Source organism: Endozoicomonas sp. ALB115 (genome assembly GCF_049310245.1).
In the GTDB taxonomy this organism is placed as follows: Bacteria; Pseudomonadota; Gammaproteobacteria; order Pseudomonadales; family Endozoicomonadaceae; genus Endozoicomonas.
The window spans coordinates 96250-119896 of the sequence record NZ_JBLYZG010000014.1 but is presented as its reverse complement, the minus strand read 5'-3'; the positions used below and the strand labels follow the sequence as shown (position 1 = coordinate 119896).

23 protein-coding genes, 2 tRNA genes and 1 pseudogene are annotated in these 23647 nt (G+C 43.3%); 3 read left to right on the top strand and 23 right to left on the bottom strand.

Annotated features, from left to right (window positions below):
• Positions 1–117 precede the first annotated feature (117 nt).
• From ACO6VE_RS09295 to upp, 16 genes and pseudogenes are all read right to left on the bottom strand, one after another.
• Positions 118–756, bottom strand: a complete 639-nt coding sequence (locus ACO6VE_RS09295; RefSeq protein ID WP_422460951.1) for a hypothetical protein — start codon at positions 754–756, stop codon at positions 118–120.
• A gap of 86 nt (positions 757–842) precedes the next feature.
• Positions 843–1034, bottom strand: coding sequence for a hypothetical protein (locus tag ACO6VE_RS09290; RefSeq protein ID WP_422460950.1), 192 nt, complete (start codon positions 1032–1034; stop codon positions 843–845).
• Between the two features lie 7 nt (positions 1035–1041).
• Complete coding sequence (locus ACO6VE_RS09285; RefSeq protein ID WP_422460948.1) at positions 1042–1482, bottom strand: hypothetical protein; 441 nt, start codon at positions 1480–1482, stop codon at positions 1042–1044.
• Between the two features lie 108 nt (positions 1483–1590).
• Positions 1591–2109, bottom strand: coding sequence for a hypothetical protein (locus ACO6VE_RS09280; RefSeq protein WP_422460946.1), 519 nt, complete (start codon positions 2107–2109; stop codon positions 1591–1593).
• Between the two features lie 772 nt (positions 2110–2881).
• On the bottom strand, positions 2882–3328 hold the full coding sequence (locus tag ACO6VE_RS09275; RefSeq protein WP_422460944.1) for a hypothetical protein: 447 nt from the start codon (positions 3326–3328) through the stop codon (positions 2882–2884).
• A 1253-nt stretch (positions 3329–4581) separates the two neighbouring features.
• Entirely contained in the window at positions 4582–5625 is a 1044-nt protein-coding gene (locus ACO6VE_RS09270; protein ID WP_422460942.1) for a hypothetical protein, read from the bottom strand.
• A gap of 340 nt (positions 5626–5965) precedes the next feature.
• Positions 5966–6844, bottom strand: a complete 879-nt coding sequence (locus ACO6VE_RS09265) for a hypothetical protein (RefSeq protein ID WP_422460941.1) — start codon at positions 6842–6844, stop codon at positions 5966–5968.
• A gap of 44 nt (positions 6845–6888) precedes the next feature.
• Positions 6889–7386 carry a hypothetical protein gene (locus ACO6VE_RS09260; RefSeq protein ID WP_422460939.1) on the bottom strand — a complete coding sequence of 166 codons (498 nt, stop codon included), beginning with the start codon at positions 7384–7386 and terminating at the stop codon, positions 6889–6891.
• Between the two features lie 228 nt (positions 7387–7614).
• Complete coding sequence (locus ACO6VE_RS09255; protein ID WP_422460937.1) at positions 7615–8040, bottom strand: hypothetical protein; 426 nt, start codon at positions 8038–8040, stop codon at positions 7615–7617.
• Between the two features lies 1 nt (position 8041).
• Positions 8042–8593 carry a hypothetical protein gene (locus tag ACO6VE_RS09250; protein ID WP_422460935.1) on the bottom strand — a complete coding sequence of 184 codons (552 nt, stop codon included), beginning with the start codon at positions 8591–8593 and terminating at the stop codon, positions 8042–8044.
• Between the two features lie 145 nt (positions 8594–8738).
• Positions 8739–9044, bottom strand: a complete 306-nt coding sequence (locus ACO6VE_RS09245; RefSeq protein ID WP_422460933.1) for a hypothetical protein — start codon at positions 9042–9044, stop codon at positions 8739–8741.
• A 30-nt stretch (positions 9045–9074) separates the two neighbouring features.
• Positions 9075–9281: a hypothetical protein gene (locus ACO6VE_RS09240; RefSeq protein ID WP_422460931.1), complete on the bottom strand. Its 207-nt coding sequence runs from the start codon at positions 9279–9281 to the stop codon at positions 9075–9077.
• A 235-nt stretch (positions 9282–9516) separates the two neighbouring features.
• Complete coding sequence (locus tag ACO6VE_RS09235; protein ID WP_422460929.1) at positions 9517–10326, bottom strand: KilA-N domain-containing protein; 810 nt, start codon at positions 10324–10326, stop codon at positions 9517–9519.
• 103 nt (positions 10327–10429) lie between these two features.
• Positions 10430–12202, bottom strand: coding sequence for a recombinase family protein (locus tag ACO6VE_RS09230; protein ID WP_422460928.1), 1773 nt, complete (start codon positions 12200–12202; stop codon positions 10430–10432).
• A gap of 52 nt (positions 12203–12254) precedes the next feature.
• Positions 12255–13127, bottom strand: a pseudogene (locus ACO6VE_RS09225) (uracil-xanthine permease family protein); the annotation flags it as partial.
• Between the two features lie 23 nt (positions 13128–13150).
• Positions 13151–13777: a uracil phosphoribosyltransferase gene (gene upp, locus ACO6VE_RS09220; RefSeq protein ID WP_101744823.1), complete on the bottom strand. Its 627-nt coding sequence runs from the start codon at positions 13775–13777 to the stop codon at positions 13151–13153.
• Positions 13778–14177: 400 nt separating this feature from the next.
• On the opposite strand from upp, the gene ACO6VE_RS09215 reads away from it, so the two are divergent.
• Positions 14178–14735 carry a hypoxanthine-guanine phosphoribosyltransferase gene (locus tag ACO6VE_RS09215; RefSeq protein ID WP_422449406.1) on the top strand — a complete coding sequence of 186 codons (558 nt, stop codon included), beginning with the start codon at positions 14178–14180 and terminating at the stop codon, positions 14733–14735.
• Between the two features lie 74 nt (positions 14736–14809).
• Here the strand turns inward: ACO6VE_RS09215 and ACO6VE_RS09210 are convergent, their stop codons facing one another.
• Complete coding sequence (locus ACO6VE_RS09210; RefSeq protein WP_422449408.1) at positions 14810–16264, bottom strand: coiled-coil domain-containing protein; 1455 nt, start codon at positions 16262–16264, stop codon at positions 14810–14812.
• A gap of 53 nt (positions 16265–16317) precedes the next feature.
• Positions 16318–17610, bottom strand: a complete 1293-nt coding sequence (locus tag ACO6VE_RS09205) for a hypothetical protein (RefSeq protein WP_422449410.1) — start codon at positions 17608–17610, stop codon at positions 16318–16320.
• 354 nt (positions 17611–17964) lie between these two features.
• Here ACO6VE_RS09205 and ACO6VE_RS09200 point away from each other — a divergent pair, with 354 nt between their 5' ends.
• A complete protein-coding gene (locus ACO6VE_RS09200; RefSeq protein WP_422449412.1) occupies positions 17965–18255 on the top strand; it encodes a PA4642 family protein in 291 nt (96 codons plus the stop codon).
• A gap of 41 nt (positions 18256–18296) precedes the next feature.
• Here ACO6VE_RS09200 and brnQ read toward each other — a convergent pair whose 3' ends face one another.
• The 3 genes from brnQ to ACO6VE_RS09185 all read right to left on the bottom strand — a co-directional run bounded on the left by brnQ (position 18297) and on the right by ACO6VE_RS09185 (position 22408).
• Positions 18297–19628 carry a branched-chain amino acid transport system II carrier protein gene (gene brnQ, locus ACO6VE_RS09195; RefSeq protein ID WP_422449414.1) on the bottom strand — a complete coding sequence of 444 codons (1332 nt, stop codon included), beginning with the start codon at positions 19626–19628 and terminating at the stop codon, positions 18297–18299.
• Positions 19629–19920: 292 nt separating this feature from the next.
• Positions 19921–21387 carry a cardiolipin synthase gene (gene cls, locus ACO6VE_RS09190; RefSeq protein ID WP_422460926.1) on the bottom strand — a complete coding sequence of 489 codons (1467 nt, stop codon included), beginning with the start codon at positions 21385–21387 and terminating at the stop codon, positions 19921–19923.
• Positions 21388–21631: 244 nt separating this feature from the next.
• Positions 21632–22408: a TSUP family transporter gene (locus tag ACO6VE_RS09185; RefSeq protein ID WP_422449418.1), complete on the bottom strand. Its 777-nt coding sequence runs from the start codon at positions 22406–22408 to the stop codon at positions 21632–21634.
• A 467-nt stretch (positions 22409–22875) separates the two neighbouring features.
• On the opposite strand from ACO6VE_RS09185, the gene ACO6VE_RS09180 reads away from it, so the two are divergent.
• Positions 22876–23355 carry an Lrp/AsnC family transcriptional regulator gene (locus ACO6VE_RS09180; RefSeq protein ID WP_422449574.1) on the top strand — a complete coding sequence of 160 codons (480 nt, stop codon included), beginning with the start codon at positions 22876–22878 and terminating at the stop codon, positions 23353–23355.
• A 60-nt stretch (positions 23356–23415) separates the two neighbouring features.
• On the opposite strand, the gene ACO6VE_RS09175 is transcribed toward ACO6VE_RS09180, so the two are convergent.
• Positions 23416–23490: transfer RNA gene (locus ACO6VE_RS09175), tRNA-Gln, on the bottom strand.
• A 31-nt stretch (positions 23491–23521) separates the two neighbouring features.
• Positions 23522–23598: transfer RNA gene (locus ACO6VE_RS09170), tRNA-Met, on the bottom strand.
• Positions 23599–23647: the final 49 nt, after the last annotated feature.

Genomic DNA, 23647 nt, shown 5'->3' with positions numbered 1-23647 from the left:
GTAGGGCGTTTATGGGTAGGTATAGGGCACTTCCTTGTGCGAGTCCAATTATCCAAATAATGCGTCTAGTGAAGGGATGTTTGGATTGTAATCTGGATCATCAGCTGGGATGAAATACTAATCTGGGAAGTTTGGATTATTGACTCTGATGTAAATTGTCGAATCAACACATCCATTTGCTTCTGCTGCTTCTTTCACTGTGGTAAATCTACCATTTGGCGTTTGCCACCATCCTTTCCAATTTCCATTATTGGTTCCAGACACTTTCTCAGACACTTTCTTTCTGAATTCTGGGTCTTTCCATTGCTCCTTTGTTTTCTCAGACATCGTATTTCGATATTCTGGGTCTTGCCATTTCTCCTTTATTTTCTCACTTGTACGAACATTGCCGCCATTCTCCTTACGTTCATCGAGGTTCTGTCGTTTGGTGATGAATCTACATGTCTCGACAGTGTAAGGAACATCTCCATCTCCAATTCTACCTAATTGATAAGAATCTACAGATTGACCGATTTGGTCAGGGTTGATTCCGGCTTCCCAGATTTTGGTAATGTATTCAGTTGAGGTGAGATTGAATTTAATTCCATTTCTCTTAGATGATTTGATCTTTCCTTTGTACTTGTTCATAGCAGGAGATATTCCCCAAGGGAAGATTATTGAATCATCCCTTCTGACCTTAGCTCTAACTAATTGACCATTATTAATCTGTCGCTCAATCCAAGTTTCGAATGTTTCTCCGTTAATGTTAGTTTGCATTATTTGCTCCTGTTATCGACACCGGAATTGATGCCAAGGAGCAATGACGTAATTATACTTGAATGATTAATTCCATAGCAAACACACTAAGATTCATCCCCATCAATAATTTCCAACTTTTCAACTCGTTTTGAAAGCTCAAGCACCATCTTCCTAAGTGTTTCTACTTCGTCCAAAAGAATCTTATTTAATGAATGCTCATCATCAATTTTATTTCTGGAAAGTGCTTGATCAACTTTCTTTTTCTGGATGGATTGTTTCAAATTATTCAGCGACATATTAACCTCAATGTTTACACTTACTCTTAAATTTCTTAATTGCAGCAGCAGAACCTTTAAGGTTATATTCATGTACAGAACCAAAATTGACCTTAGTCATCATCTGGTTTCCTGATGCAATTTTATTGAGAAGAGCATCAAAATCTTCTTGCCACAAATGAAAGGATGCAACACCACCATAATCATAAGTCTTTTCATATTCATCGAAAACAAGTTCACCATCAATTTTGATCTTAATGCTATCGCTTCCAATTTTATTTCCGAATGCAGATACATAGTGTGAACCATCACCAGAACATCGGAAATAAAGACTGTATCCGTCAATCTTCAAGGTGTGGGAAGAAGTTTCTTCAAACTTATCAACCTTTGATTCAATGCGATAAGTAGAAGCATTAGCAGTGAAAGAAGCGACCATAGCTATAGCAGCGATAGCAGATTTAATTTTCATAATTTAATTCCTCAGAGATACAGCGATGACTGGGTGTCACCAAACGTGTTACTATTTTACTAAATGAAGGAGATTCCAAGCAAACAACCTACGAATACTCGAACATTCTTATAATTCTTTCGGTGGGTACTTGAGATTCCAAGCAGTCCATGCATACCCACGAACATTCTCCCAGCCAAACTTTCTCATGTACTCCAGCGTAGTTTGTTTTAGCTTCTCTTTATCGCCAAAGAAACGATCTACAACTCCAACAGGCTTGTTCTTTTGAGTCCACGGTGAACCCTTCCCATTAAAATGAGATTTGATCGCTGGTTCAACTCTGTTAGAACCACATTGACCAACGTAGTATCTGCCACCTTCCAATTTGAGGATGTAGATTGTCTTGTCAGTATATGGTTTCGGTTTCATTATCTCAGCAATTGACCTTGATGCTGCGAACTTAGCTTGATCGATTGCGTTCTGAATATTCTCATCAAAGAATTGGTTATCTTCACACCACTTCCCGAATGCAGATTGGAATGCAAGTTGATATTGTTTGATCCATTCAACAGCCATCTTTGATTCTGATGGATTGTGAGATTCAGGAACAGCAACAACTTTGTCTGCTGACAGTTTCATTTCATTCATTTTCTTTCCTCAATTTATTTTGCTGGGTTTGGTTCTGATGTGTCTGCGTCCTCTAAACCTCGACTTCTTCAATAGTCTTCAGATAGTTCTGAAGGATGATCATGAAGAGTTCTTGACGGTTTGAAGACAGAGAGTAAGAGCCAGCCGAGCCTGTCGACCCAAGAAGCAAGAAGTCAGCCAGTGCTGAACGGAAGATATCGCCTTGATATCTCTTGATAGCACCGTCGATCTTGGTATCTTTACCGCCTGCTGGAACAAACCAGATAGCGGAGCGTAGCGACCAACGGGAGCAGCCGAAGGCGATAGCGAAGCTATCTGGTTTGTTGTATTTTTATTTTTGTTCTTGGTGCTGCGACAGCCTTGCGACTCTCATTATGTGGGTGCGCTACCCTTCGGGATAGCTTACGCACCCACTATTTCGAGTCACGTCGTTGTCTGCTCACCAAGAACTTCGGGGCACGGGTGCCGACACGGCCACCCGACCCAGCTAACACATCTCAAGGACACCTGAGACACTTTATATCTGACTGGTACGTTTACCCTACCAATGACTGTAAAGTGCTCATGAGTGTCCACAGTAAGTCTGACAGGGATTGATTACGACAGTTGACCGTTAGCTGGTTGAGTCATCTCTGATGACGACCTCTTGCTTGGATGACAGTATCCATTCTCGAAGAGATGGCTGTCATCTGCTGTTGTATTTAACAACACACATCAACGCATAGTAAACCTCTTCCATGAGGTTACTTTTTTATTATTTATTGTTTATTGTTTATTGTTTATTAGCTGCCCACCTCTTCTTTGCAGCTTCACTCATCTTCAACCTAGTCTCAACAGTCTTAGGAGACTTGGCATATTCAGTGGTCTTACGCTCCTTTAAATTTTCCAACTTTGTTATGAATCGACAGTTCAGCATGTTATAGCAACCGGAATCACCAAATCTTCCTAGTTGATATTTGCCTATGTCCGTTCCAATATCATCAGGAGTGATTCCTGCATCATACATCAGGTACAGATAGCAAGTACTCGACAGTAATGATTCGTGACCTCTATATTTTGCACTCTGAACATGTCTATTGAATTTCTTCATTGCAAGACATGTACTTGACCAAGGATGACTAAGACTCTTCTTTGTTTTTCTGACTGCGAACTCTAACCATCCTTCTTTGATGCCTCGTTCACAGTATTCTTCAAATGATTCTCCATTATTAGTTTGCATTGTTTGCTCCTGTTATCGACACCGGGAATTGGTGCCAAGGAGCAAGGTTTATAATTATACTACGGACATCCTACATCAACAAAATTGATAGCCTTCTAAATAGAATTTCGATTATCGTTTAAAATTTCAGAACATTAAAATTCTGCGAACATCGAATTCAAAAGTTATCAACGACATATTCGGAAAGTTATCAACGAGGTTATCAACGATTTTGAGTTTCGCATATTCTCGACTCGTTGATAACTTTGTTTCAATTCTCCTGTATCCTTACGTCTGCATCGTCTGGAAAATGTTATCAACGAGCTGCAAAACTGATGTTCGGAAAAGTTATCAACGACCACTGAAGTCCTTGGTGTGCATTTAGTGCAGAATGTTATCAACGAGGTTATCAACGAGCTGTAGGATTCATCAGTGCTGTGCTCTCCGGCTTCGCCTACGCAAGTCGCACAGACACGGCTTCGCCAGATTTGGTTTGATGGAGTCCTTGGTGCACCTCGTTTGCAGGGTGGTCGTCCTCAGACTGTCTGGCATCGTCGCTGCGCTCCTGGACATGGTCGTGCACCTAGTGCCTGTCTCAGTCAGCTCGGGTGCGTCCATGTCGTGTGCGCTGTGCGCATCCATGCATGAGCGTGCCCGCTAAATCAAGGAACTTTGTTCCATCATAGGGGAGTAACGAGGGGAAATCGCCACAACAAATCACAACACACAATCCGAAATCTGACAAAAACACAATCCATGGACACACAAAATTTGAGACACGATTGAGCCTACCGAAAATCATCCTGCAAACGAGGCACATCAACGGCTACAACCGTTTTACATAAAATCACTGATGGGTAACTCCCCATTGGGACTAAAATTCCTATACTTGCAGCCCTTGGTGCACGGGGCATAAATTTTTCAAAATGCCAAAATTTTTGTCGGCTGGAGATATTTACGACAAATTTGTGAATGGTGTCTCTATGATGAAAATTATTTGCCTATAAATAGTAGGAAGAAATCAGGTAGGTTTTTGGCTAGTTGTTCACGTTTGAAATAGGCTTCTAAATTATCCCTTTAAGTTTCTTTCCGAACATTAACTTCAAAAGTTATCAACGACATGTTCGGAGAGTTATCAACGAGTTGTTAACGAACACAGCATTCTAAAAATTAGAATATAGAATTACCAACGGACTAATTTTTAGAATGAGCAGTTAATTAAACAGAATAATTTCGATAAAATAATTAGAATATGTATTCTATAATTTATTAGATTAAATGTTAGAATTTTTCTTAACCACTGACCAAGATTCAACAAGCCTGTCGATGATTTTGCTTGCTCCAGTTTTGACACCATCAAGATAAAATGCATTCACCGAACCATTCCGCTTGTATTCAATTTTATGTTCTGACACATCATAGTCATTATCGCGAAGCAACACAGTTTGTTCTTGCTCTTTGAACGATTCCTTATACGAAGCTACCATTGAATCAATCAGCTTCTTTGATTCAGCTTTGGTGGCAAGTCGGTATGATTCTTCCCATTCGACACGAGCTACCCCAAGCTCTTCTTCACGTTTACGTTTCTCTTCCTTACGCAGTTTCTGGACACGCTCACGCTCTTCATCCCTGATGGTAGAGAAGTGTATAGCGTTTTCCTCAAGCCACTTTGCAAAGGATACAGCGTGTTCCAGTGAGCGAGCGTAGTTCAGTTGCCCCAGGAGGTGGTCGAAATCACCTTCTTCACCGCCAGAACTACGAGAGATTTCAGCTTTCCATTCAGCATCAGATTTTTCTTCCCAGTCGTACTTGGCATCAAAGGTCATATCAAGGCTAGAACTACTCCAGAAGCCATGAATCTTGTAGCCGATATTAACTTTGCCATAGTTTGATACAGAAACAAGGATGTTTGCGAAATCAGTTTTGATAGAGAAGCTGTTATCACTATCAAAGTCATTCAGATCAATACCGTCAAATTCTGGAGTTGGTTCTTCTAATACGGTGACAGACTCTTCAACCTCAACAGTTTGATCAATTTCTTTGGCAACATGAGTTGGTTCTTCTTTCGTCTCTTCGATTTCATTGTCAGTCATATATTGCTTAACGAAAGACTTGCAACCTTTCTCATCACCGCTGAAAAGTTCGTCACCATCAATGGTTGTGATACGACGAACATTACCCTCAATCCAAACGATAAGTTCAGGAGAGTCAGATTCCTCGTTTAAGTAACACCAGAATCTTTCCATCTCACTATTCTCATCTTCCAGTTTCAGTTCAACATCAGCAAAGTGCTTTTTAAGATAGGTTTCTAACAGCATTTCAAACTCCAATATGTTGGTGGTCACTCACATTTGAGACTAATCATACTAAAATGCACAGAATTGGAAATGCATTGAAGAGAAATAATTTGAAGTTTTTCTTGGGGAATGTTTGCAGGAGATGCAGTGGAAGGACTTAAAGAAATGAAGAGGCTTATCGCCTCTTCACATTCCCATAACGATCAAACCCATGTTTCTCAAGAACGTGTTTCTTAGTCCTCGGTGGACGTGGGTTTGAAGGTTCATCTACTGAGAGCGTCATCCATCGCTTCAGTAGGTAGATCAAAAACGGGGAGCCAAGTATTAAGGCTATAACAATCAAGTCGCTCATAGGACACCATTACAGCTTACGCTCAAGCCAGTCGATACGGGTATTGATCTTAGTAATTTCTTGATCCATCTTTTTGATTTTAGTGGAAGACTTGATCACCTTAGATTCAGCATCTCGATAGCCATTCTTTCTTAATGATTCATTGTATTTCGGCATAGGATTCTTTTTAAACGAATAGACATTAACGTCATGTACTGGGATTCCATATTTCAATTGAACAACCTCATCCTTTACCTTAACAAGCCAACCTTCGTATTTACCATAGCCTTTGATTGTATCCCACAGACCAAAAGTTTCTATAATTGCGTATTCTTCACCAATATAAACACCGAATGTGGTATCGCCATAAATCTTATCAACTCGAAACTTGTATTTCTTGGCTTCAGGTTTAGGAATAAACTTGCTTTCCATATCAGCAACAAGGATTTCATGTTCTTTATTTAAAGATGAAAACTCTTCGGTCTTTTCTGATAGTGTGATTTGTAAAGAATCAAGTTCTGACTGATACTTCTCACGCTCAATTTTTAACCTCTGTTCTTTAGGAAGCTTTCTCAGATTTTGAATTTCTTCGTAGTTAGCATGCGTGTACTTAGCAAGATCGTATTTAATCCATTTTTTACAGTAGCTCTTACGACTACTGTCTTTATAAGTTCTAATGTCTCCATTTCTGTTTTTGAAGAAGTTTCCATCTTCGTCAACTTCATAACGGTTTGGTCTAAGGTAATCGTAACCAGCAAGTGTAGACTTTTTCTCTGACTCAACCTTTTCGGAAATGCGTTCAGAATATTCAGAAAAATCGAATTGATCACAAACTTCTTGGTATTTGGTAGGCATAGCCATTACATTCATTGACACAGTGGCGATAGCAATAGCAATTAATTTCTTCATAACAATCTCAAATAGGAATAGGCACTTCCCTGTGCTTGGAATAATTAGGCACGCTTGAATGTGAATTGGTTAAAATTACCAATTTTAGAAAACGCCTTTGGGAACAACTTAGCAGCATGTTCCTTCGTAACAACCTCAGAAGATACCAGATCACCAAAATAACAAATTCCATCTTTACCTGAGTGCTTTGAGAACTCCTTAGAATCAGCATCAGGGATTGTGATATCAGTCGGATAGCAATTAGTGAAGGTATCGATTCTTACAAGTTCACCCTCATATTGAAACTTAACCACATCCCGAATTTCAGAAACTTTAATTTTACCAAGCTGTTCAGGGACACAGTCCATTACAGCACCTTCACCATAATATGCAGCATGATCAAAGCCACGACAGTTGTTTGCAAGGATTGGGTGACGGCGAGAAACCTCTTTGGTAACAGCTTCAATTACATCAGAAGCTTTCTTCTTCTGAGCATTAGCCATCAGAGCTTTGAGTTCTTTGTCGGATTTCTTATTCAGGGAATTAATCAGTTTAGAGTACATAGTTACTTCTCTTGGTACGTTTCAAACTTGTCACTAATTTTGAACTGTGTAGTTTCCGAATTATCTAGAGGTTTATACGTATGAAAGAGAAATAACTTCTTGGAGGGCTTGGGAGTGGTGCAGTGGAAGGGGTTGAGAAAATACAATATTTTATAGCTCGTGTTGAAACCGCTGGAATATTATCACTTCCAGCGGCAACGAGGTTATTTGGAATCGTTATAGGTGGTATCAATCCACTATTTTGAACAGCTTCGATGCATCCCTTTCACTAAGGTTGTCATAAAACAAATCACGCAATCGATAATAATCATCAGATACTAGAGCTTGAGCTTTGTTCTCCTGTTCGTATAATTTCCATATCAATCCATTGTAAATGAACATATTGACCGCTGCACTGAATACAATGTTATCAGCAACTACTTCGTTTCCATTTGGGGCGTGTACTGTAAATTCCTTATCAGAATCCAAACAGAACCAAAATGCATTCGCCTCTGGATGTTTCTGAATGTACCAGTGACCACCTGTATATTCATCTGACAAAGCATCAGCTTGGCGGTAGATTGATTGTTCTAAAACATGTCCGAGCGTTTGGTATTTATGGAAGAACCTAGAAACCAAAATATTGTGTGTTGATTTTGAAGTATTAATTTCCATATTATAGACCTGAATGGTTTGTTACTAGATATTCTTGACCGTCGTAATTAAAGAGATGCACGTCACCGTTACATTCCAGAACTTCAGCATATTGTTCACTATTAAAATACATCTTTGCGAAGTCTGATAATTCTCCTGATTCACAAGCTCTATCGAAGGCATAGTCTTTTAATGCCTCAGTTGTTAACATCACTTCGTCAACTTTCTCAAGAGCAATTTCAATTGAATAACCCAAAGACGTAACCAAATAAAATAAAGCTGCGATTTGATCCGAATTACTTTCATCAATGAATTCATAATATCCCTCTATATTACAGCCAAAGGCATCAACCAACCACTGACCACCCTCGCCATCAATAAACTGAACCTCATGTTCGAAATCTCCACAGAGATGAAATATCAGGTCAATTTGCTTGGCAACTGTTAGGCGTTCTTCATATTCTTCAAAAGAGCTGAAATAAAAACTTGGTAAATCTCTATTATATGGAACAGCACAAAGTTCTTCGTTATCCGCACAAGGAGCATTCAGAACAGCAAGTAAGTTCTTCTTCATAATCTTTTCTCGTACTCAACACCGTCACAACTTATTGTTCGAACCACAGCCAATACACCATTGATGTAGAAATTCGTGATTGTTAGATTGCTGTGGTGAATAGTTTCTTCGACAATTTCATTATCTGGATCAGAAAGAATATCGATCATACCATTTCAAACTTTTCTATTTGAGCAATGGTCTTTAAATCATCTTCATTCATTTCCATTGCCAGACGCTTACTTATTGAGGTTCTGAGAACTGCGTAAGAATATGTCTCTTCAGTAGTTTCTATCAGGGCATTAAAAACAAGTCCTGATTTATCGATAATTGCTGAGATGCAACCAAGTACAGTTTTCTTACCAACCTTAATAGTTGTCTCAAAGTATGACACCAATGGCTCGCTACCATCATCAAACCTTTCGGCTCCGGCGAATACATACCAATCAGTGGGGCGAAATTCTCTAAACATACGACTACTGCCTTATACTAAGGTCAAAAATTACAGCCGAGACTTCATAGCTTCTAAACGCTGAAGCTCTTCAAACTTCTTTTCGTCTGTCTTACCAAGCACCAGCAGGAGAATACCTGCAACCAGTGGTGAGAAGATGGTAGCGACCAGACCCCAGACAAGACGATTGCGACCAAGGTTCCCAGCAAGAATAACGGCAACTATGACAAAGATGATCCAGAAAATAGCTATAAACATATAATGCTCCAAGGTTTAAGAACTGATCATTTTTCGACCAGGTGACACTAACGATACTAGACTGCACAGCAATGGAAACCCCTGACAGGAAATTAATTCGAATAAAATAGAAATGTGTTTGGAGGGAGTTTTGATGTCCTGTGAAGGGTGGTTTATGGGAGGGATAGTAGTATGGTGGTGAGGAGAGATGATTGGCTGGAGGGGATGTGAGGCACATCCATGTGCCATGTAGTAATTAAGATAACCCGTTTATTTCTCTGATGTAGTCACCGAGATTAATACCATCTTCGTTTACCAAGTTGGGTCTGTTAGATAGTGCCTGGTCGAAACCGGACTCTGTAACGACATAACCTTCGTCCAGCAGAACAGCCATTTGGTCAAATACCTTATCGGCAACCAGTAGCTGGTCTTCTGTCATTACATCTCTGACCCTATTGGTCTTGTATTTCAAGGGTGGAAGGCCAAGTAGATGAGAGTTGGCTTTATTCATAAAACGCTCGTACGCCCTTTCTCCATAATATCCATGAAAACGCTTCATAATGGCATCGGTGAATTTTTGAGTATTGTCTCCCATAAAATGACGAACCTTGATGAGACCATCCCAAGCCATTGAGTACAACAGAGACTCAAATTCTGGAGATAACCAACCGGCAATCTTTAGCATCAGAACTCCAGATACTCTTTTAGTTGGTTCGCCTTTTCTACGGGAAGTTTTATAAACCTTCATAGCCTTTGCCAACTTGATAGCACTTATATCCTTGATTTCTTTGTCGGAAAAGTTAAACCCTGAATTCAGGTTTTTGCTCAGATCAACTCCAAACTTAGTCTCCAAGACATCAATCTTGATGCGCTCTTCTCGCGCCCAAGAAAGAAGAAATCTAACCAGACCTGATTTGTTATTTTCCCAAAAGTGATCTAATCGTTTGTTACTATTCTCCCGTTCGTTGAATGCATCGATAATATCCTGAACATTAAACATTCCATCAGTATCCTGACGAATCTTATATTCTTCGAAGTAACGAGTCATTGTGTGTAAGGTTTTCATTGAGGTTTGCTCCTTTATTAGCGACACCAGAATTGATGCCGCTGGGAGCAAGTGAGGATTTATGATACCTCTGAGGGAGATTCGATAGCAAATAACCTAAGAATCATTCAGCCTCTATCCATGTTCTGTTCTCGCCTGTTTTCCACACTCGCAATTGACCCGATTCGCTAGGCTTTGGGTGAAGATACATATGTTCACCAGTTTTGAACTTCACATACACACAGCCATTGCTTCTGTCTTTATTCGTCGCACGAGTTAAAAACATTTCCTTTGACTCTTCATCAACGCCTACCTCATCCAGATTACGAACATATTCATCCAGTTTATGCCCTTTCTTGATGTAAACACCGTAATTAGCAATCTCAATCTTTTCTATAAACTTAGGAAGAACTACTCTCAACTTCATCCTTACGTCTTCAGACAGTTCTCCTTCCTCTGCATTTTCCAAAATTTCTAAAAACTGTTCCTTAATAGTGGATGACTCACCAGAATGAACAGATATTTCATCGTTCAATCCTTGAATAACAATCTTCAAGCCATTTATCTGTTTCTTTTGTTGCTTATATTTTTCTTTCAACATTTCATCGTCATCATCATCTAGCAACAAATTCATTAATTTATGCTGGCGTTTATTTAACTTAGCAAGCTCATCTTCTTTATCAGCTAGTTGATTTTTTAATCCGTTAATCGTTGCTGATTCATCTCCAAAGACTTCTGACCAGTTAATCTCATCACTACAATACCGAAGTATAGAATTCTCTAAATGAAACAATCCCATTGTCCCACCTGAACAATGATCGTGAGTGTACTTCTTAACAAACCCAGAACAAACAACATTCCTGCTATGTTTCCCGTTTCCTCTCTTATGTCTAGCATCAAACTTTTGAATCATACCTGAACCACAATAAAAGCACTTGGTCATATTATTCCCAGTCAAGAAACCAGTGATAACACCCTTTCTTCCGCCTCTACCTTGACCTGTTGTTCTCTGCTTTCTTATAACTTCGATCTGATTATACTCTGAACGATTAATAACTTTCGGGAAGTAGTTCGGAATCTTAATCTCTTCACCGTCGTACTTGAATTTAGCAACTCCAATCAAAGCTTCGTTATAAAGAACTCGACTAATAAAACTCGAATGCCATTTGTCAGTGGTTCTTTTTCTTCCGTGGGACTTCTTGTGTGTATGGGTTTTGAATATCGGAACATTGTCGTCGTTTAACTTTCCTGCTATCTGACCTGCTCCCATTCCTCCGATATACATATCAATGATCTTTCTGAGAGTCTTAACACGTTCTGGCATAAATACATATTGGTCATCACGCTTAGTTATCCATGATGGAACACCACCTATTCTTATCTTGCCCGTTCCTTTCTTGGCTTCTTCTATCTGTTTGGAATAGATAGCCTTCATCCGGTTAGATTTCTTCATGGACTCTTCGTGAGCTAAGGAAATCTGCATTACAGACATCAATATGTTGCTGGTATCAAGTATCGATACAGAATCTATCATCTTGCTCTGATGACAAACGAATACACTTATTCCGTGATCGATTATTTCTTTTAGCTTCGAAAGGACGTATAAAGCATCAGAACGACTGAATCGATCATAGTTCTCTATAACAAGAATGGAACCTGAAGGAATGTATTTACCTGAGATTATATCCCCAAGGATACCTTCTTCTACGTTTGTTCTATGGAATGCTGATAAACCTTCGTCTCGTACGACATCGACAAAGGGGATGGAATGGTCTTTTGAAAGTTGTTCGCTGGCTTCAGTGACGACTGTTATTTGCCGCCTAATGCCTTTCTGGTCACGTTTTTGCTGCTCACTAGATACACGCACATACCCTAAAATTACTGGCTTGTGATACATACTTCTGGTCACCTCTTGAGGACATTATAGTCCTACGTTTTTCCGACCCTAAGTATGTGGTATTGGGCGGCCCACCCAACATACCCGCAGCCGTCGTCGCCAGACCATCACCGAGCAGTGTATTTTTCAGCCCCGGTTTTTCCAGATACTTTTTCCCGGTCACTGAACTGATCGCCAGCATATCACCAATGTGCTCAATGGCGGGGGCAATGGCCACCGGAATCATATAAAGCACCGCATTCCAATTAAGTTCCGGGGTGGTGAAATTCGGAATAGCAAACCATGGGCGGTCAAACAAAGGCTGAAAGTCCACAACCCCCATGATCACCGCAGCAATATAGCCTGCACCAATGCCACAGATGATGGGAATCAGTCGCAGAATCCCACCGGCCATGGTCGCCACCAGCAGGGTCGCCAGCAGCGAGATCGCGGCCAGGAACAGAGCCTGATCAGCAGAGATTACCCCTTCAACAGGGGATGTTGCCATCCCAACGGCAACCGGTGCCAGGCCAAGGCCGATCACCATAATCACCGGCCCGACCACCACAGGTGGAAACAACCGGTACAGTATGCCGGATCCACGCAACCTGACCAGCACACTCAAGGCGGCATACAGCACACCGGCGGCCATAATGCCACCCATGGTGGCCGCCAGGCCCCAGGATTGAATACTGAACGTCATCGGCGCAATAAAGGCAAAAGAAGATGCCAGGAAGACAGGCACCTGTCGGCGTGTGATCAGCTGGAAAATCAGGGTACCGATACCTGCGGTAAAGAACGCTACATTGGCGTCCAACCCGGTCAGCAACGGCACCAGAACGAGTGCACCAAAGGCAACAAACAGCATCTGCCCCCCCATCAGCGCCTGCCGCCAGAGCGACATCTCTGAGTGCAGGCTGTCCCCCGACTGTGCTGAATGATTCATTGTTGGATATCCTTATTCGTTACTTATCGAGTACCAAAAATTTTGTCACCGGCATCACCCAGGCCCGGAATGATGTAACCGTTGTCATTAAGCCCCTGATCAACAGATGCGGTAAAAATCTTCACGTCAGGATGCGCTGAGCAGATCTTTTCAATACCTTCCGGCGCAGCCACCAGCACCAGACAGCGGATCTCTTTGCAACCTGCCTTCTTCAGCATATCTATAGTCGCCAGCATGGAACCACCGGTAGCCAGCATTGGATCCAGGATCAGGGCAATACGCTCATCAATATTACTGACCAGTTTTTCAAAGTAAGGCACCGGTTCCAGGGTTTCTTCGTCGCGGTACAGGCCTACCACACTGACCTTGGCATTGGGGATCATATCCAGAACGCCATCCATCATACCAATGCCGGCACGCAGGATCGGCACAATGGTGATTTTCTTGCCCTTGATTTGCTGAACGGTCACCGGACCATTCCAGCCTTCAATCACCGTATCTTCCAGCTCGAGGTCTTTGGTTGCTTCGTAGGTCAGCAGGCTGCCAACCTCACTGGCCAGGGTACGGAAGCCCTTGGTACTGATATCGTGGGATCGCATCAGTCCCAGCTTGTGTTGTACCAGCGGATGCCTGATTTCCTGTACGCTCATGCATGACCTCAACTGTCTGATTGGAGGTGGATGGGTAATGAAGTAAAAAAATGAATGGCTGAGATAGAAAACGTTTCTGAGTAAGCACTCATTGAGAGAATGATCGTGCAACAGCTTTCAACGCCTAAACCTTCTTATTCTCCCACAGGATGTCCGCACTGCCCATAGGTTTTTACAACCGCAACAATCGTGTAGTTTTCTCTTGCCCATTGACGACAACAACGGTATTTTTTCCTGCTTTGCTTTTCGTGAAAACTGTTTCCAGCTCTCCACAGGAGAGTAAAAATGGTTTTTTAATCAAAAATGGACTGCCGCTCGCCAGGGTGTCCGACACCTGTACTGCATGAGTTGACTCACTGGCGTGACCGGCCGCCAATCAAACGATCAGGGTTTGCACAACATGTCTGTTGATCTCGACCATATCCGGCAAGTGATGGATGAAGCCGACTGTCTCTATAACGAGAAGCAGATTGAAGATGCCATCGCCACCATGGGACGCAACATTACCCACCAGCTGGCGGATAGCAACCCGCTGGTATTCTGCGTAATGAATGGAGGCCTGGTGATTACCGGCAAACTGCTGACGCACATGCAGTTCCCCCTGGAAGCCTCCTACGTGCATGCAACCCGTTACCGGGACCAGTTGACCGGTGGCGGCCTGGAGTGGAAAGTTCGCCCAACCCAGACCATCAAAAATCGTACCGTCCTGATCATCGACGATATTCTGGATGAAGGACATACTCTCGACGCAATTATCGATTTTTGTAAGGAAGAAGGTGCAGCCAGCGTTCTGACTGCGGTTCTGGTGGATAAAAAGCATGACCGTAAAGCCCGCCCCGGCCTGAAGGCTGACTTTACCGGCCTGGAAATCGAAGATCGCTATATTTTTGGCTACGGTCTGGACTATCAGGGTTACTGGCGTAATGCCAATGGCATTTATGCCCTGAAAGGTCATTGAAATCCTGCAATTTCTTAGAAAAAAAGCCTCCGGTCCGGAGGCTTTTTGATTTGGGTTAATCCATTTCGCCAGTGTTATGCTTCAGGATTATTTTCCTGGTCATTTTGTGGTTGGGCAGTGTCTTTCTTTTTAAATCCAGAGCCACTGAACATTTTGGTTACCGTCTGGTTTTGAGCCTTGATATCCTGGTCATACAATTTGCTCATCTCCGAAGTTTTATCATCGTATTGGTTTTCGATTTTCTTTCGTGCTTTTTGTAATGCTGTCATCTCTTTCTTTTTCTCAGCTTGCAGAGTTTTTAAGTCTTTCATAACCTGTATTTGATCATCCTGATTTTTTTTCAGGGCATATTGCAGATTTTCAAGCTTTTTCTGTTCAGCTCCAAGTTCTGAGAGAAGCTCTGTTTTACCCACGTTGATTTTTTTAATGTTTTCAGCAGTTGTAATTTTGGGTGCAAACTCAGGCAGCTTGACCTCAGATTCCTCAACAAACATTAACGACATTTCGTAACCTTGTAGTTTTTGTTGTTTCTCGGCAATGACAGTTTGAATCTCACCAATGCGGGTTTGGTTTTCTTTTATTTGATTACTCAGTTTATTAGCTTCAGAAATTTTATTATCAATTTTTTTATTTATTGTCTCAGTGTATTCGACTTCAGCTTTTTTCAAGTCTGAAATGGCTTCATCTTTCATTTTCTTACTATGAAGGGCCAGAGTCTCTTTGAAGTCATCAGCTCTCTCATTAATAAGCCCCTTATGTTCTTTTTTAAAATTATTTGCCTGCTTAGCCAAAGATGACTTCAATTCATTACGTTCTTTTTCAATATTAGAAACTTGATGCACATTCCTGCTGAACAGATCGTAAGCCTCACTATCCATGAAAATATTTGCAAGTTTTCTCACAGCATTTTTACGCACTCTCTCTGAACCACTTTTCAAAGCCACCAATTGAGGCTCCCCATCCTCAGTGGCCGGCGGTAAAACAATCACTGATCCGTTACGTAAAGAGGTCAAATCCCCATCAACAATCGACAATATAGTTTTGTACTTTTCTCTGAATTGATCATTTTGCATTTTTAACTCGTTAAGATCCTCTTTCTTCTGACCGAGCGTCTTCAAATCTGTATTAAATTTCTGAATCTCTTCCGCCAATATTTGCTTTTTGTCATTACTGTGAGTAGCTTTTAAAGCTTTTTGAGCCTGAGCTGGGGAAATTTCTCCCCAATTCTGATTTTTCACCATCCTCTTGCCTTTGCCCATCACCAAATGCTTTATTCCTTTAACAGGACGGCAGTTACTGAGCCACTGACGAAAATCTTTAAAGGCAACCTTTACAGGCCTGATGCTTTTAGGAAGCTCTTCAAACTTACCCGCAGAAACCTGGATACCGACAAACTCTTCTGGATTAATCTCCTGAATAGTAACCTGCTTCCCATTCAGAAACCCTACTTCTGGGTTAACAATATCTGCTTTTATAGCAAAAGGTAGTTTTTGAATTTGATCAACCCGGTTGTTACTTATAGCGGTCATTTTTATGACTCCTTCCTTTCCATGGTTTAAGAATATTTTTTTTCGATAAAAGATTATTTTTTCCGAAGATTTCTACCTAATTGCTGTTTAAGCATATTCTGTTCAGCTTCCATTTCTCTCTTGTCAGCTTTCTCCTGTTGTTTTAATTCTTTACCTTTTTGCAAGCTATCCACTTCTTTCATCTTAGTATCAAGCTCTGCTTTTTTCTCCTTCATCTCACCGGGTATTGCTTCCAACCTGGCACTACCATTTTCAATAATCTTTTGCGCTTTCTCAATACTATTCACCGTAGCAGTGAATGCTGTCGGTATTCCCTCACGCTCTTTTGGGATCATACTGAGCAGACTCAGTTGTTTTTTCAAGTCTGACAGAAGCTTCTTATGCTCAGCAACGGACTCCTGTGTTTGTTGCTTCTCTGCTTTCAGTGCTCTGATTTCAGTCTGCAACTGGTCAACCTTATCGTCCAGCTTGATACGCTGCTGAGTCAACGTATCCTGTAATTCAGATAGCCTGGTATTTCTACCCTTGCCCTGTTCCAGAGTATGCTGTTGCTCCTTAAAATGTTTGAGAATTTCTTTACCACTATCTTTTATTGAAGATTTCAACTGCTTCTGCTCAGATCTCAGCTTTTGTATTTCTGAATCAAGCCGTTCCATTCGATCAGACAAACCTGAATTTTCAACCTGCTTAATCACCATATTGACCAGATCTTTCCGAGCATCAGGATCCGTTGATGCAATTATCACAGGATCAGCGTCCTCAATAGGAATTGGGAGAGATATTCTCTTTTTGCTATGGATCACGCCATCAGGATTTTCACAAACCTTAATGGTATCTTTGTAGAGCTGCTTGAGCTTATCCAGTTCTGTTTGCTTATCAACCTCCTGTTTCTCAGCACTCTCAAGTTGATCAATTCTGTCATTGTGTGCTTGAGCTTCAAGCTTCAACTGGTCAGAGCCGCCCTTTATTGATTCTTCTGGAATTTTTTCCCAGTTTTCATGCTTGACGGCTTTTTTGATACCATTGAATGAACTTTTTAATTTTTCGCTAACGCTGGTTTTAAACTGCTTCAGTTTCTTAAATACTTTTTCCCGAACGGATACCGTATCTTTTTCAGCGGCTATCCCAATTTTTCTCCGCTCAAGGGGTATCTTTTTGGGTCCGGATACACCTGGTTCCTGGTCTGATAACTTAAGACCCGGTGTTGATAAAACCTTTACTGCCGTAATGGTAACCGTACCCTTAGGACCAAATGTAATGGTACATTCATTCCCCTCTTGAAGAAGACTTTTGATCGTGTCCAGTTGTTGTAAACTAAGCGAACCTGTATTAGATGCCCTTTCCATAATGGCCCTCAAACATTCCTTTGATCACTCAATCAATTGTAGCTGCGCAAGAAAACTTTAATAACAAAGCCAATAGTGATTTCAGAAAACAGGCAACCGGACAGTGATTCCCGGTAAAATAAACTCTTTGTCAAAATCATGTCGCCTTATAGGCCGCTTTTCCGGCAATGGATTATCTGAGCCTGTCTAAATCCCACTGCAAACATTTACTTTTATTCTTTTTATGCTTAACGTAATCTCAAAATATCCTATTGAGGTTATATATCTTTGTTTTCGACTCAGTAAAATATCCATCTGCTTATAGATTTCGCCCAGACAAACCCTACCCATAAAACACTGGACAGTGAGTCAGCCATGAAGAAAGACAAACAGAAAGTCATTGGAGAGGAATTAAGTGATGAGCGCCTGAAAGCGCTGCTGACACTGCAGCCAGCCGCTGGCAGCAGTCGAGACTATCACATTCTGTTAAGAGCCTACCGCTACCTTCGTGCGGATGATTTTGCCCGTTTTATCCCATTTTATCTGGAAGCCGGCCTGAATCTGGACGCCCGGGACAGCGCAGGGAAAACTCTGGCTGAAACCATCACACAACATCACCACGGTCAACCGTATCTCAAAGCTCTTACTGACCCGGTCAGGCATTAAACATCAGAGGCTGCCCGATACAATGGGCAGCCTGATACCTGTTACCCCTGAACAGGCCTGGCGTCCTGCGAGGAACGAACTGACGTGATCATCGCAAAAATACCACCCAGAATACCTGGTAACAACCAGACCAGACCCTCTGTCTGCAAAGGCAAATACGCAAGCACTGCGTAAGCTGGCTCAATGAAAGCCAGGCCAGCGGCGTGCAGACCTTCTACAAGACTGATCAGACCCACTGGAATTAGTACAAACGCCATTACCCGCTCAGGTTTCGCCAGCCACGATTGCAACAGTGTCACCACAATCAAAGCAATCGCGACAGGATAGATAATCAGCAACGCTGGAATGGTAACCTGCAATAATGTATTCAATCCAACATTGGCAATCAGTGCGCTGGCCAGGGCGCAGAGAATCACCCAGGTGCGATAATTAAATGCCGGAAATACCCGGGAAAAATATTCACCACAGGCACTGAGCAAACCAATCGCAGTGGTCAAACAGGCCAGAATAACTGTGATAGCCAGTACCACCTTCCCCCAGGACCCAAACACCGCGTCGATGAACAGGCTGATAATCTCTGCGCCATTTTGCGGAGCACCCACCAGCTGATGACTGGTAGCACCAATGTAACCCAATACCAGATACACCAGTGACAGACCGACAGAAGCGATCAAGCCTGCAATAAAGGTATAGCGCGCAACCTGCCGTGTATCCGTAACCCCCTTATTTTGAATAGCATTGATGATAACCACGCCAAATACCAGTGCCCCCAGGGTATCCATGGTCTGGTAACCCTCACGGAAACCATTAAAGAAGCCCTGACTGATCATGGACTCGGTGGCAGCACCAGCTTCTCCCTGGGGAAAAAGCAAAGCACCAACGGCAATAATCACCAGAACACCCATCAGTAGCGGAGTGATCACTTTACCTACCGTCTCAACCAACCTGCCCGGAAACAGTGCCAGATACAGCGCAACAGCAAAAAACGTTATGGAAAACAGCGCCAGCGAAACCGCACCGGACTCAGCAATAAACGGCAGAAGACCCAGCTCATAAGAAACAACAGCGGTCCTGGGCGCGGCAAACAAAGGACCGATAGCCAGAAACAGAACAACTGCAAAGGTTAAGGCGATTTTTGCCGGGAAAATGGTAGTCAGCTTTTCCAGACCACCACCGACACGAGCACAGGCAAGCACACCCAGCAACGGCAGGCCTACTCCAGTGAGCAGAAATCCAAGCATCGCAATCATCAGCTCAGTGCCCGCCATATGCCCCAGAAATGGAGGAAAGATAATATTTCCTGCGCCCAGAAAGAGCGCAAAGGTCATCAGGCCCGTGGCCATAATATCTGTGGCTTTTAAAGTCTGCGACAAAACCTGTCCCCTGTACCCACTCTCTCTGGCAAACGACCGGTCAGCCATACCAGAACGGCAAACCCTGTAACCAGAAAGAATAGTGTTGGAAGTGAGCATGGAGAGGCGAAATAAAGGCCTCCCGAGAGGCCTCTTTATTTCATACATGAGGCTCTAGCTATATCAGTGCTTTCACCTAAAAATAACAAAAAAGCAGGATTTATTGCGTTTTAATCAATAATAAAGAAGAAATCCCTTAAGTAAGCATCAAACCTCAGCAGTAATCACTATTAACGTTATTCCCAGCGCCCAATCACAGCAGCGGACTTAATAGCTGCAGCGTATTTTCCAGCAGTTTCCGTCGAAAGGATCTTTTTGACCAACGGTTGATATCCACCTCACCCGCCTGATTCATATAGGACTGGAGCACATGAAATATCTGCTGACCAAAGCCATCATCATAAACAATCAACGTCACTTCATAATTCAGCCAGACACTGCGCATATCCAGGTTTACGGTACCAAACAGCGCTGTTTCACGGTCCACCAGAACACACTTGGTGTGCAGCAACCCCCCTCTGAACTGCTGAATAGTCACGCCAGCCTGCAGCAACTCCTGATAATAGGAGCGACTGGCATGATGAACCATTCTCGAGTCATTTTTCTCTGGCACCAGCAACTGGACATCCACACCACGCATTGCTGCTGACTTCAAGGCCGTCAGCAAAGACTCATCGGGCACAAAATACGGTGTACTGATCAGGAGTTCCTGACGACTTTCGTAAATAGCCGTCAGCAGAACCTGCTGCAGCATTTCCCGGTCCACATCAGGTCCGGACGGCAGAACGTGTACAAATGCACCGTCCCGGCCACGATGCTCAGCCGAAGGGTACTCATACTGCCGGTTGAACGAGGGGTGCCCCTGCCCGGTTTCCAGTGCCTTATCCCACTGCACGATGGCTCCGAGCACATGGGCAGCAACACCATCAATCCTGACCATGGCATCCACCCACTGTCCGACCTGAGCATCCTGCTTAAACAGGGATGGATCTACCAGGTTAAAACTGCCGGTCCAGGCCACCTGATCATCAACCACCAGAATCTTCCGATGGTTACGAATATCCATACGCTCCACCAGCATGCGCAGAGGGCCGGCTGACATGGATGCGGTAACACTGATCCCTTCAAGGCGAAAACGACGCGCCCATACTCCATTCAAAAAATCCCGACTGCCGACATTATCCAGCACAACCAGACAATCAACCCCTCGCCTGGAAGCGCGGATAACCGCTTCCGCCACCTCTTCAGCCCGACCGACCGGCTCCCATATATAGAACTCAATCAAGAGACTTTGCCGGGCATTTTCTATATCACGCAGCAGAGGTTCGATAATGTTTTCAAAATCTGAAAAGAGCTGCAGGTGGTTACCCGGCAGCAAAGGAATACTCATGCTTTTTTCTGCCAATGAGAAAATGCCATGATGACTGGTCACCGGACAGCGGGATGGCTCACCACCTGAGATAATCCGGGCCAGGTGCTGATACCACTGGGCATAATCCGGATAAAGTGTGCGCATGCGTTTTAAACGACCAATGCCCAGGCGGGGCGAACCCAATAACAGATACAGCACAAACCCTGCCACCGGCAACGCGAACAGCAACACCAGCCAGGCCAGAGAAACCCCCACAGGCCTTCGGGTCATAATCACTACAACCGCAAAAGCAATAATGGCACTTAAATAGGCAGCGCCAAACAGCCAGCTATACCAGGTTGTTTCCATGCACTAAAGTTCCGAAATTAAACCAGCTGAATTACCCAAATGTCCGGCTGATCTGGCTAGAAGTACTCTGTTGAGGTGTTCGCCATTGCTCCGGCTATAAACCAGCCGCCAAGACTATTGTCTTTCTAACCAGTCACCGGGAATAACGGGGTTTGCAAACTCAGCTGGCATTACCCACAAAGCTGCCCGGTAGCGGGCAGCCTCGACAGATAAAAAGGGACAATGGTTTCAAACAAGATGCCTTTCACTGGAGCAAATGTCCATAATTACCCCAAAGAAGTTTGGCCGTCATAGCCAGAGACACGCAGACAATCATGGGACGGATCAATGCCTCGCCGCGGCTAAGTACCACATATGAGCCAAGTCTGGCACCAATAACCTGGCCCACTATCATGACCAGACCAACCGCCCAGACCGCATGCCCACCAATAATGAAAAACAGCAAAGAGGCCAAATTGCTGGTGCAATTCAAAACTTTGGTATGAGCGGTGGCACTGGTGATGGAATACCCCAGCAAGCCTGCAAACGCCATGGTAAAAAACGAACCGGTACCCGGCCCAAAGAAGCCATCATAAAAACCGATCAGCAACGCCACGGTAAACGCAAACACCGGCACAGAGATCAACTGTCGTGACTGGTCACAGCTCAGTCGTGGAGAAAACAGAAAGTAAAGGACAATACCGATCAGCAGGAAGGGAATGGCCTGTTCCAAAACCCCGGCATCAATCCTCTGCACCAGCAGCGTCCCCATCATGCTGCCAATAAAGGTCATCACTATTGGCAGACGTATCTCCCGCAGGTTAACCGCACCTTTGGAAATAAAGTAAACACTGGCAGACAGCGTACCAGCGGCCCCCTGAAGCTTATTGGTTGCCAGCGCCTGAACCGGTGAAAGCCCGGCAGCCAGAAGCGCGGGCATTGATATCAGCCCCCCACCACCCGCAATGGAATCAACAAATCCAGCCACCGAGGCAACAGTAAAAAGGAAAAGCACAAGATCCAGAGTAATGGTTGCGTCCAAGGTCAATCCTTGCAGATAAAGGTTGATAATTTATGGAAGCGTAATAATAGAACGTCCAGCAAAAAATATTCAGATAAAGTTCACCCCGCAGCAAACGGAATCTACTTACTTTTCGATTACCGGGTTATTAAAAACCCGTAAAAAAATATTCGTACCAATAGCAAAAACCGCTGATTATCTCCCCAGATAATCAGCGGTTGGTAATCTCGCTTGAGCTCATAACACCTGGCCTGCTAATACGCTCTCCGTCATTGAACCTTGTGAGTTCCTCTGACCAGCATTCCTGATTGGGAATACTTTTTCATCTCAGGCTTGTGGCCGGGATGGCTGAAGGTCACTTTTGGCGACACTCTTTATTACGGGATAATTATAGAAAAAACGGCGTGGCAAAAGATTGCGAATTGGTGGATAAAACCCAAAAACAGCGCAATAATATTCCAAAGACTTAATAATTATTAAAAGAAAATATCATGAAACTCGATCGTTACGATATCCGGATACTTCAAGCGCTGCAACAGAATGCCCATATCAGCAATCAGGATCTGGCCGATCTGATTGGACTGACGCCATCCCCATGCCTGCGCAGGGTCAGGCAGCTGGAGGAGTCAGGATTAATAACCGCCAGAGTAACACTGCTCAACCCACAGAAGCTGGGACTAAGCCTTACCGTTCTGATTCATATCAGTATGGATAGACACACCCCGGAGCGATTTGAACACTTTGAAGAAACCATCAACAGTTATGACGAAGTGATTGAGTGCCTGTTGATTACCGGGCAATCGGCAGACTATATGGTCAAGGTGATGGTGCCGGACATGAATTACTATCAGGATTTTCTGCTAAACAAGATCACAAAAATTACTGGCGTCACCGGCGTACATTCCAGCTTTGTACTCCGCCAGCCGGTTCATAAGACCGCTTTACCCCTGAACCATCTCAAGCCTTAACGGCCTGATTAAAAACAGAGGCACAAAAAAACCTTCCTGATATCTCAGGAAGGTTCTGTATGGCTGGGGTGGAGGGATTCGAACCCCCGCATGTCAGGATCAAAACCTGATGCCTTACCGCTTGGCGACACCCCAATAGATTATGCAGGATGCATATTCGAACTAGTGGTAGCTAGGGGCAGATTCGAACTGCCGACCCCAGCATTATGAGTGCTGTGCTCTAACCAACTGAGCTACCTAGCCACTGAATCGGGCCGCTATTGTCGTGATTCAGAATGCTCATGTCAAGAAA

What these genes read in the sequence shown, in the direction of transcription:
- ACO6VE_RS09230 (WP_422460928.1), bottom strand. Translation starts at nt 12,202, where the DNA reads ATGTATCACAAGCCAGTAATTTTAGGGTATGTGCGTGTATCTAGTGAG.
- ACO6VE_RS09200 (WP_422449412.1), top strand. Translation starts at nt 17,965, where the DNA reads ATGAAGAAAGACAAACAGAAAGTCATTGGAGAGGAATTAAGTGATGAG.
- ACO6VE_RS09270 (WP_422460942.1), bottom strand. Translation starts at nt 5,625, where the DNA reads ATGCTGTTAGAAACCTATCTTAAAAAGCACTTTGCTGATGTTGAACTG.
- cls (WP_422460926.1), bottom strand. Translation starts at nt 21,387, where the DNA reads ATGGAAACAACCTGGTATAGCTGGCTGTTTGGCGCTGCCTATTTAAGT.
- ACO6VE_RS09205 (WP_422449410.1), bottom strand. Translation starts at nt 17,610, where the DNA reads ATGGAAAGGGCATCTAATACAGGTTCGCTTAGTTTACAACAACTGGAC.
- ACO6VE_RS09250 (WP_422460935.1), bottom strand. Translation starts at nt 8,593, where the DNA reads ATGAAGAAGAACTTACTTGCTGTTCTGAATGCTCCTTGTGCGGATAAC.
- ACO6VE_RS09280 (WP_422460946.1), bottom strand. Translation starts at nt 2,109, where the DNA reads ATGAATGAAATGAAACTGTCAGCAGACAAAGTTGTTGCTGTTCCTGAA.
- ACO6VE_RS09215 (WP_422449406.1), top strand. Translation starts at nt 14,178, where the DNA reads ATGTCTGTTGATCTCGACCATATCCGGCAAGTGATGGATGAAGCCGAC.
- ACO6VE_RS09245 (WP_422460933.1), bottom strand. Translation starts at nt 9,044, where the DNA reads ATGTTTAGAGAATTTCGCCCCACTGATTGGTATGTATTCGCCGGAGCC.
- ACO6VE_RS09295 (WP_422460951.1), bottom strand. Translation starts at nt 756, where the DNA reads ATGCAAACTAACATTAACGGAGAAACATTCGAAACTTGGATTGAGCGA.
- upp (WP_101744823.1), bottom strand. Translation starts at nt 13,777, where the DNA reads ATGAGCGTACAGGAAATCAGGCATCCGCTGGTACAACACAAGCTGGGA.
- ACO6VE_RS09210 (WP_422449408.1), bottom strand. Translation starts at nt 16,264, where the DNA reads ATGACCGCTATAAGTAACAACCGGGTTGATCAAATTCAAAAACTACCT.
- ACO6VE_RS09240 (WP_422460931.1), bottom strand. Translation starts at nt 9,281, where the DNA reads ATGTTTATAGCTATTTTCTGGATCATCTTTGTCATAGTTGCCGTTATT.
- ACO6VE_RS09260 (WP_422460939.1), bottom strand. Translation starts at nt 7,386, where the DNA reads ATGTACTCTAAACTGATTAATTCCCTGAATAAGAAATCCGACAAAGAA.
- ACO6VE_RS09290 (WP_422460950.1), bottom strand. Translation starts at nt 1,034, where the DNA reads ATGTCGCTGAATAATTTGAAACAATCCATCCAGAAAAAGAAAGTTGAT.
- ACO6VE_RS09265 (WP_422460941.1), bottom strand. Translation starts at nt 6,844, where the DNA reads ATGAAGAAATTAATTGCTATTGCTATCGCCACTGTGTCAATGAATGTA.
- ACO6VE_RS09235 (WP_422460929.1), bottom strand. Translation starts at nt 10,326, where the DNA reads ATGAAAACCTTACACACAATGACTCGTTACTTCGAAGAATATAAGATT.
- ACO6VE_RS09285 (WP_422460948.1), bottom strand. Translation starts at nt 1,482, where the DNA reads ATGAAAATTAAATCTGCTATCGCTGCTATAGCTATGGTCGCTTCTTTC.
- ACO6VE_RS09275 (WP_422460944.1), bottom strand. Translation starts at nt 3,328, where the DNA reads ATGCAAACTAATAATGGAGAATCATTTGAAGAATACTGTGAACGAGGC.
- ACO6VE_RS09255 (WP_422460937.1), bottom strand. Translation starts at nt 8,040, where the DNA reads ATGGAAATTAATACTTCAAAATCAACACACAATATTTTGGTTTCTAGG.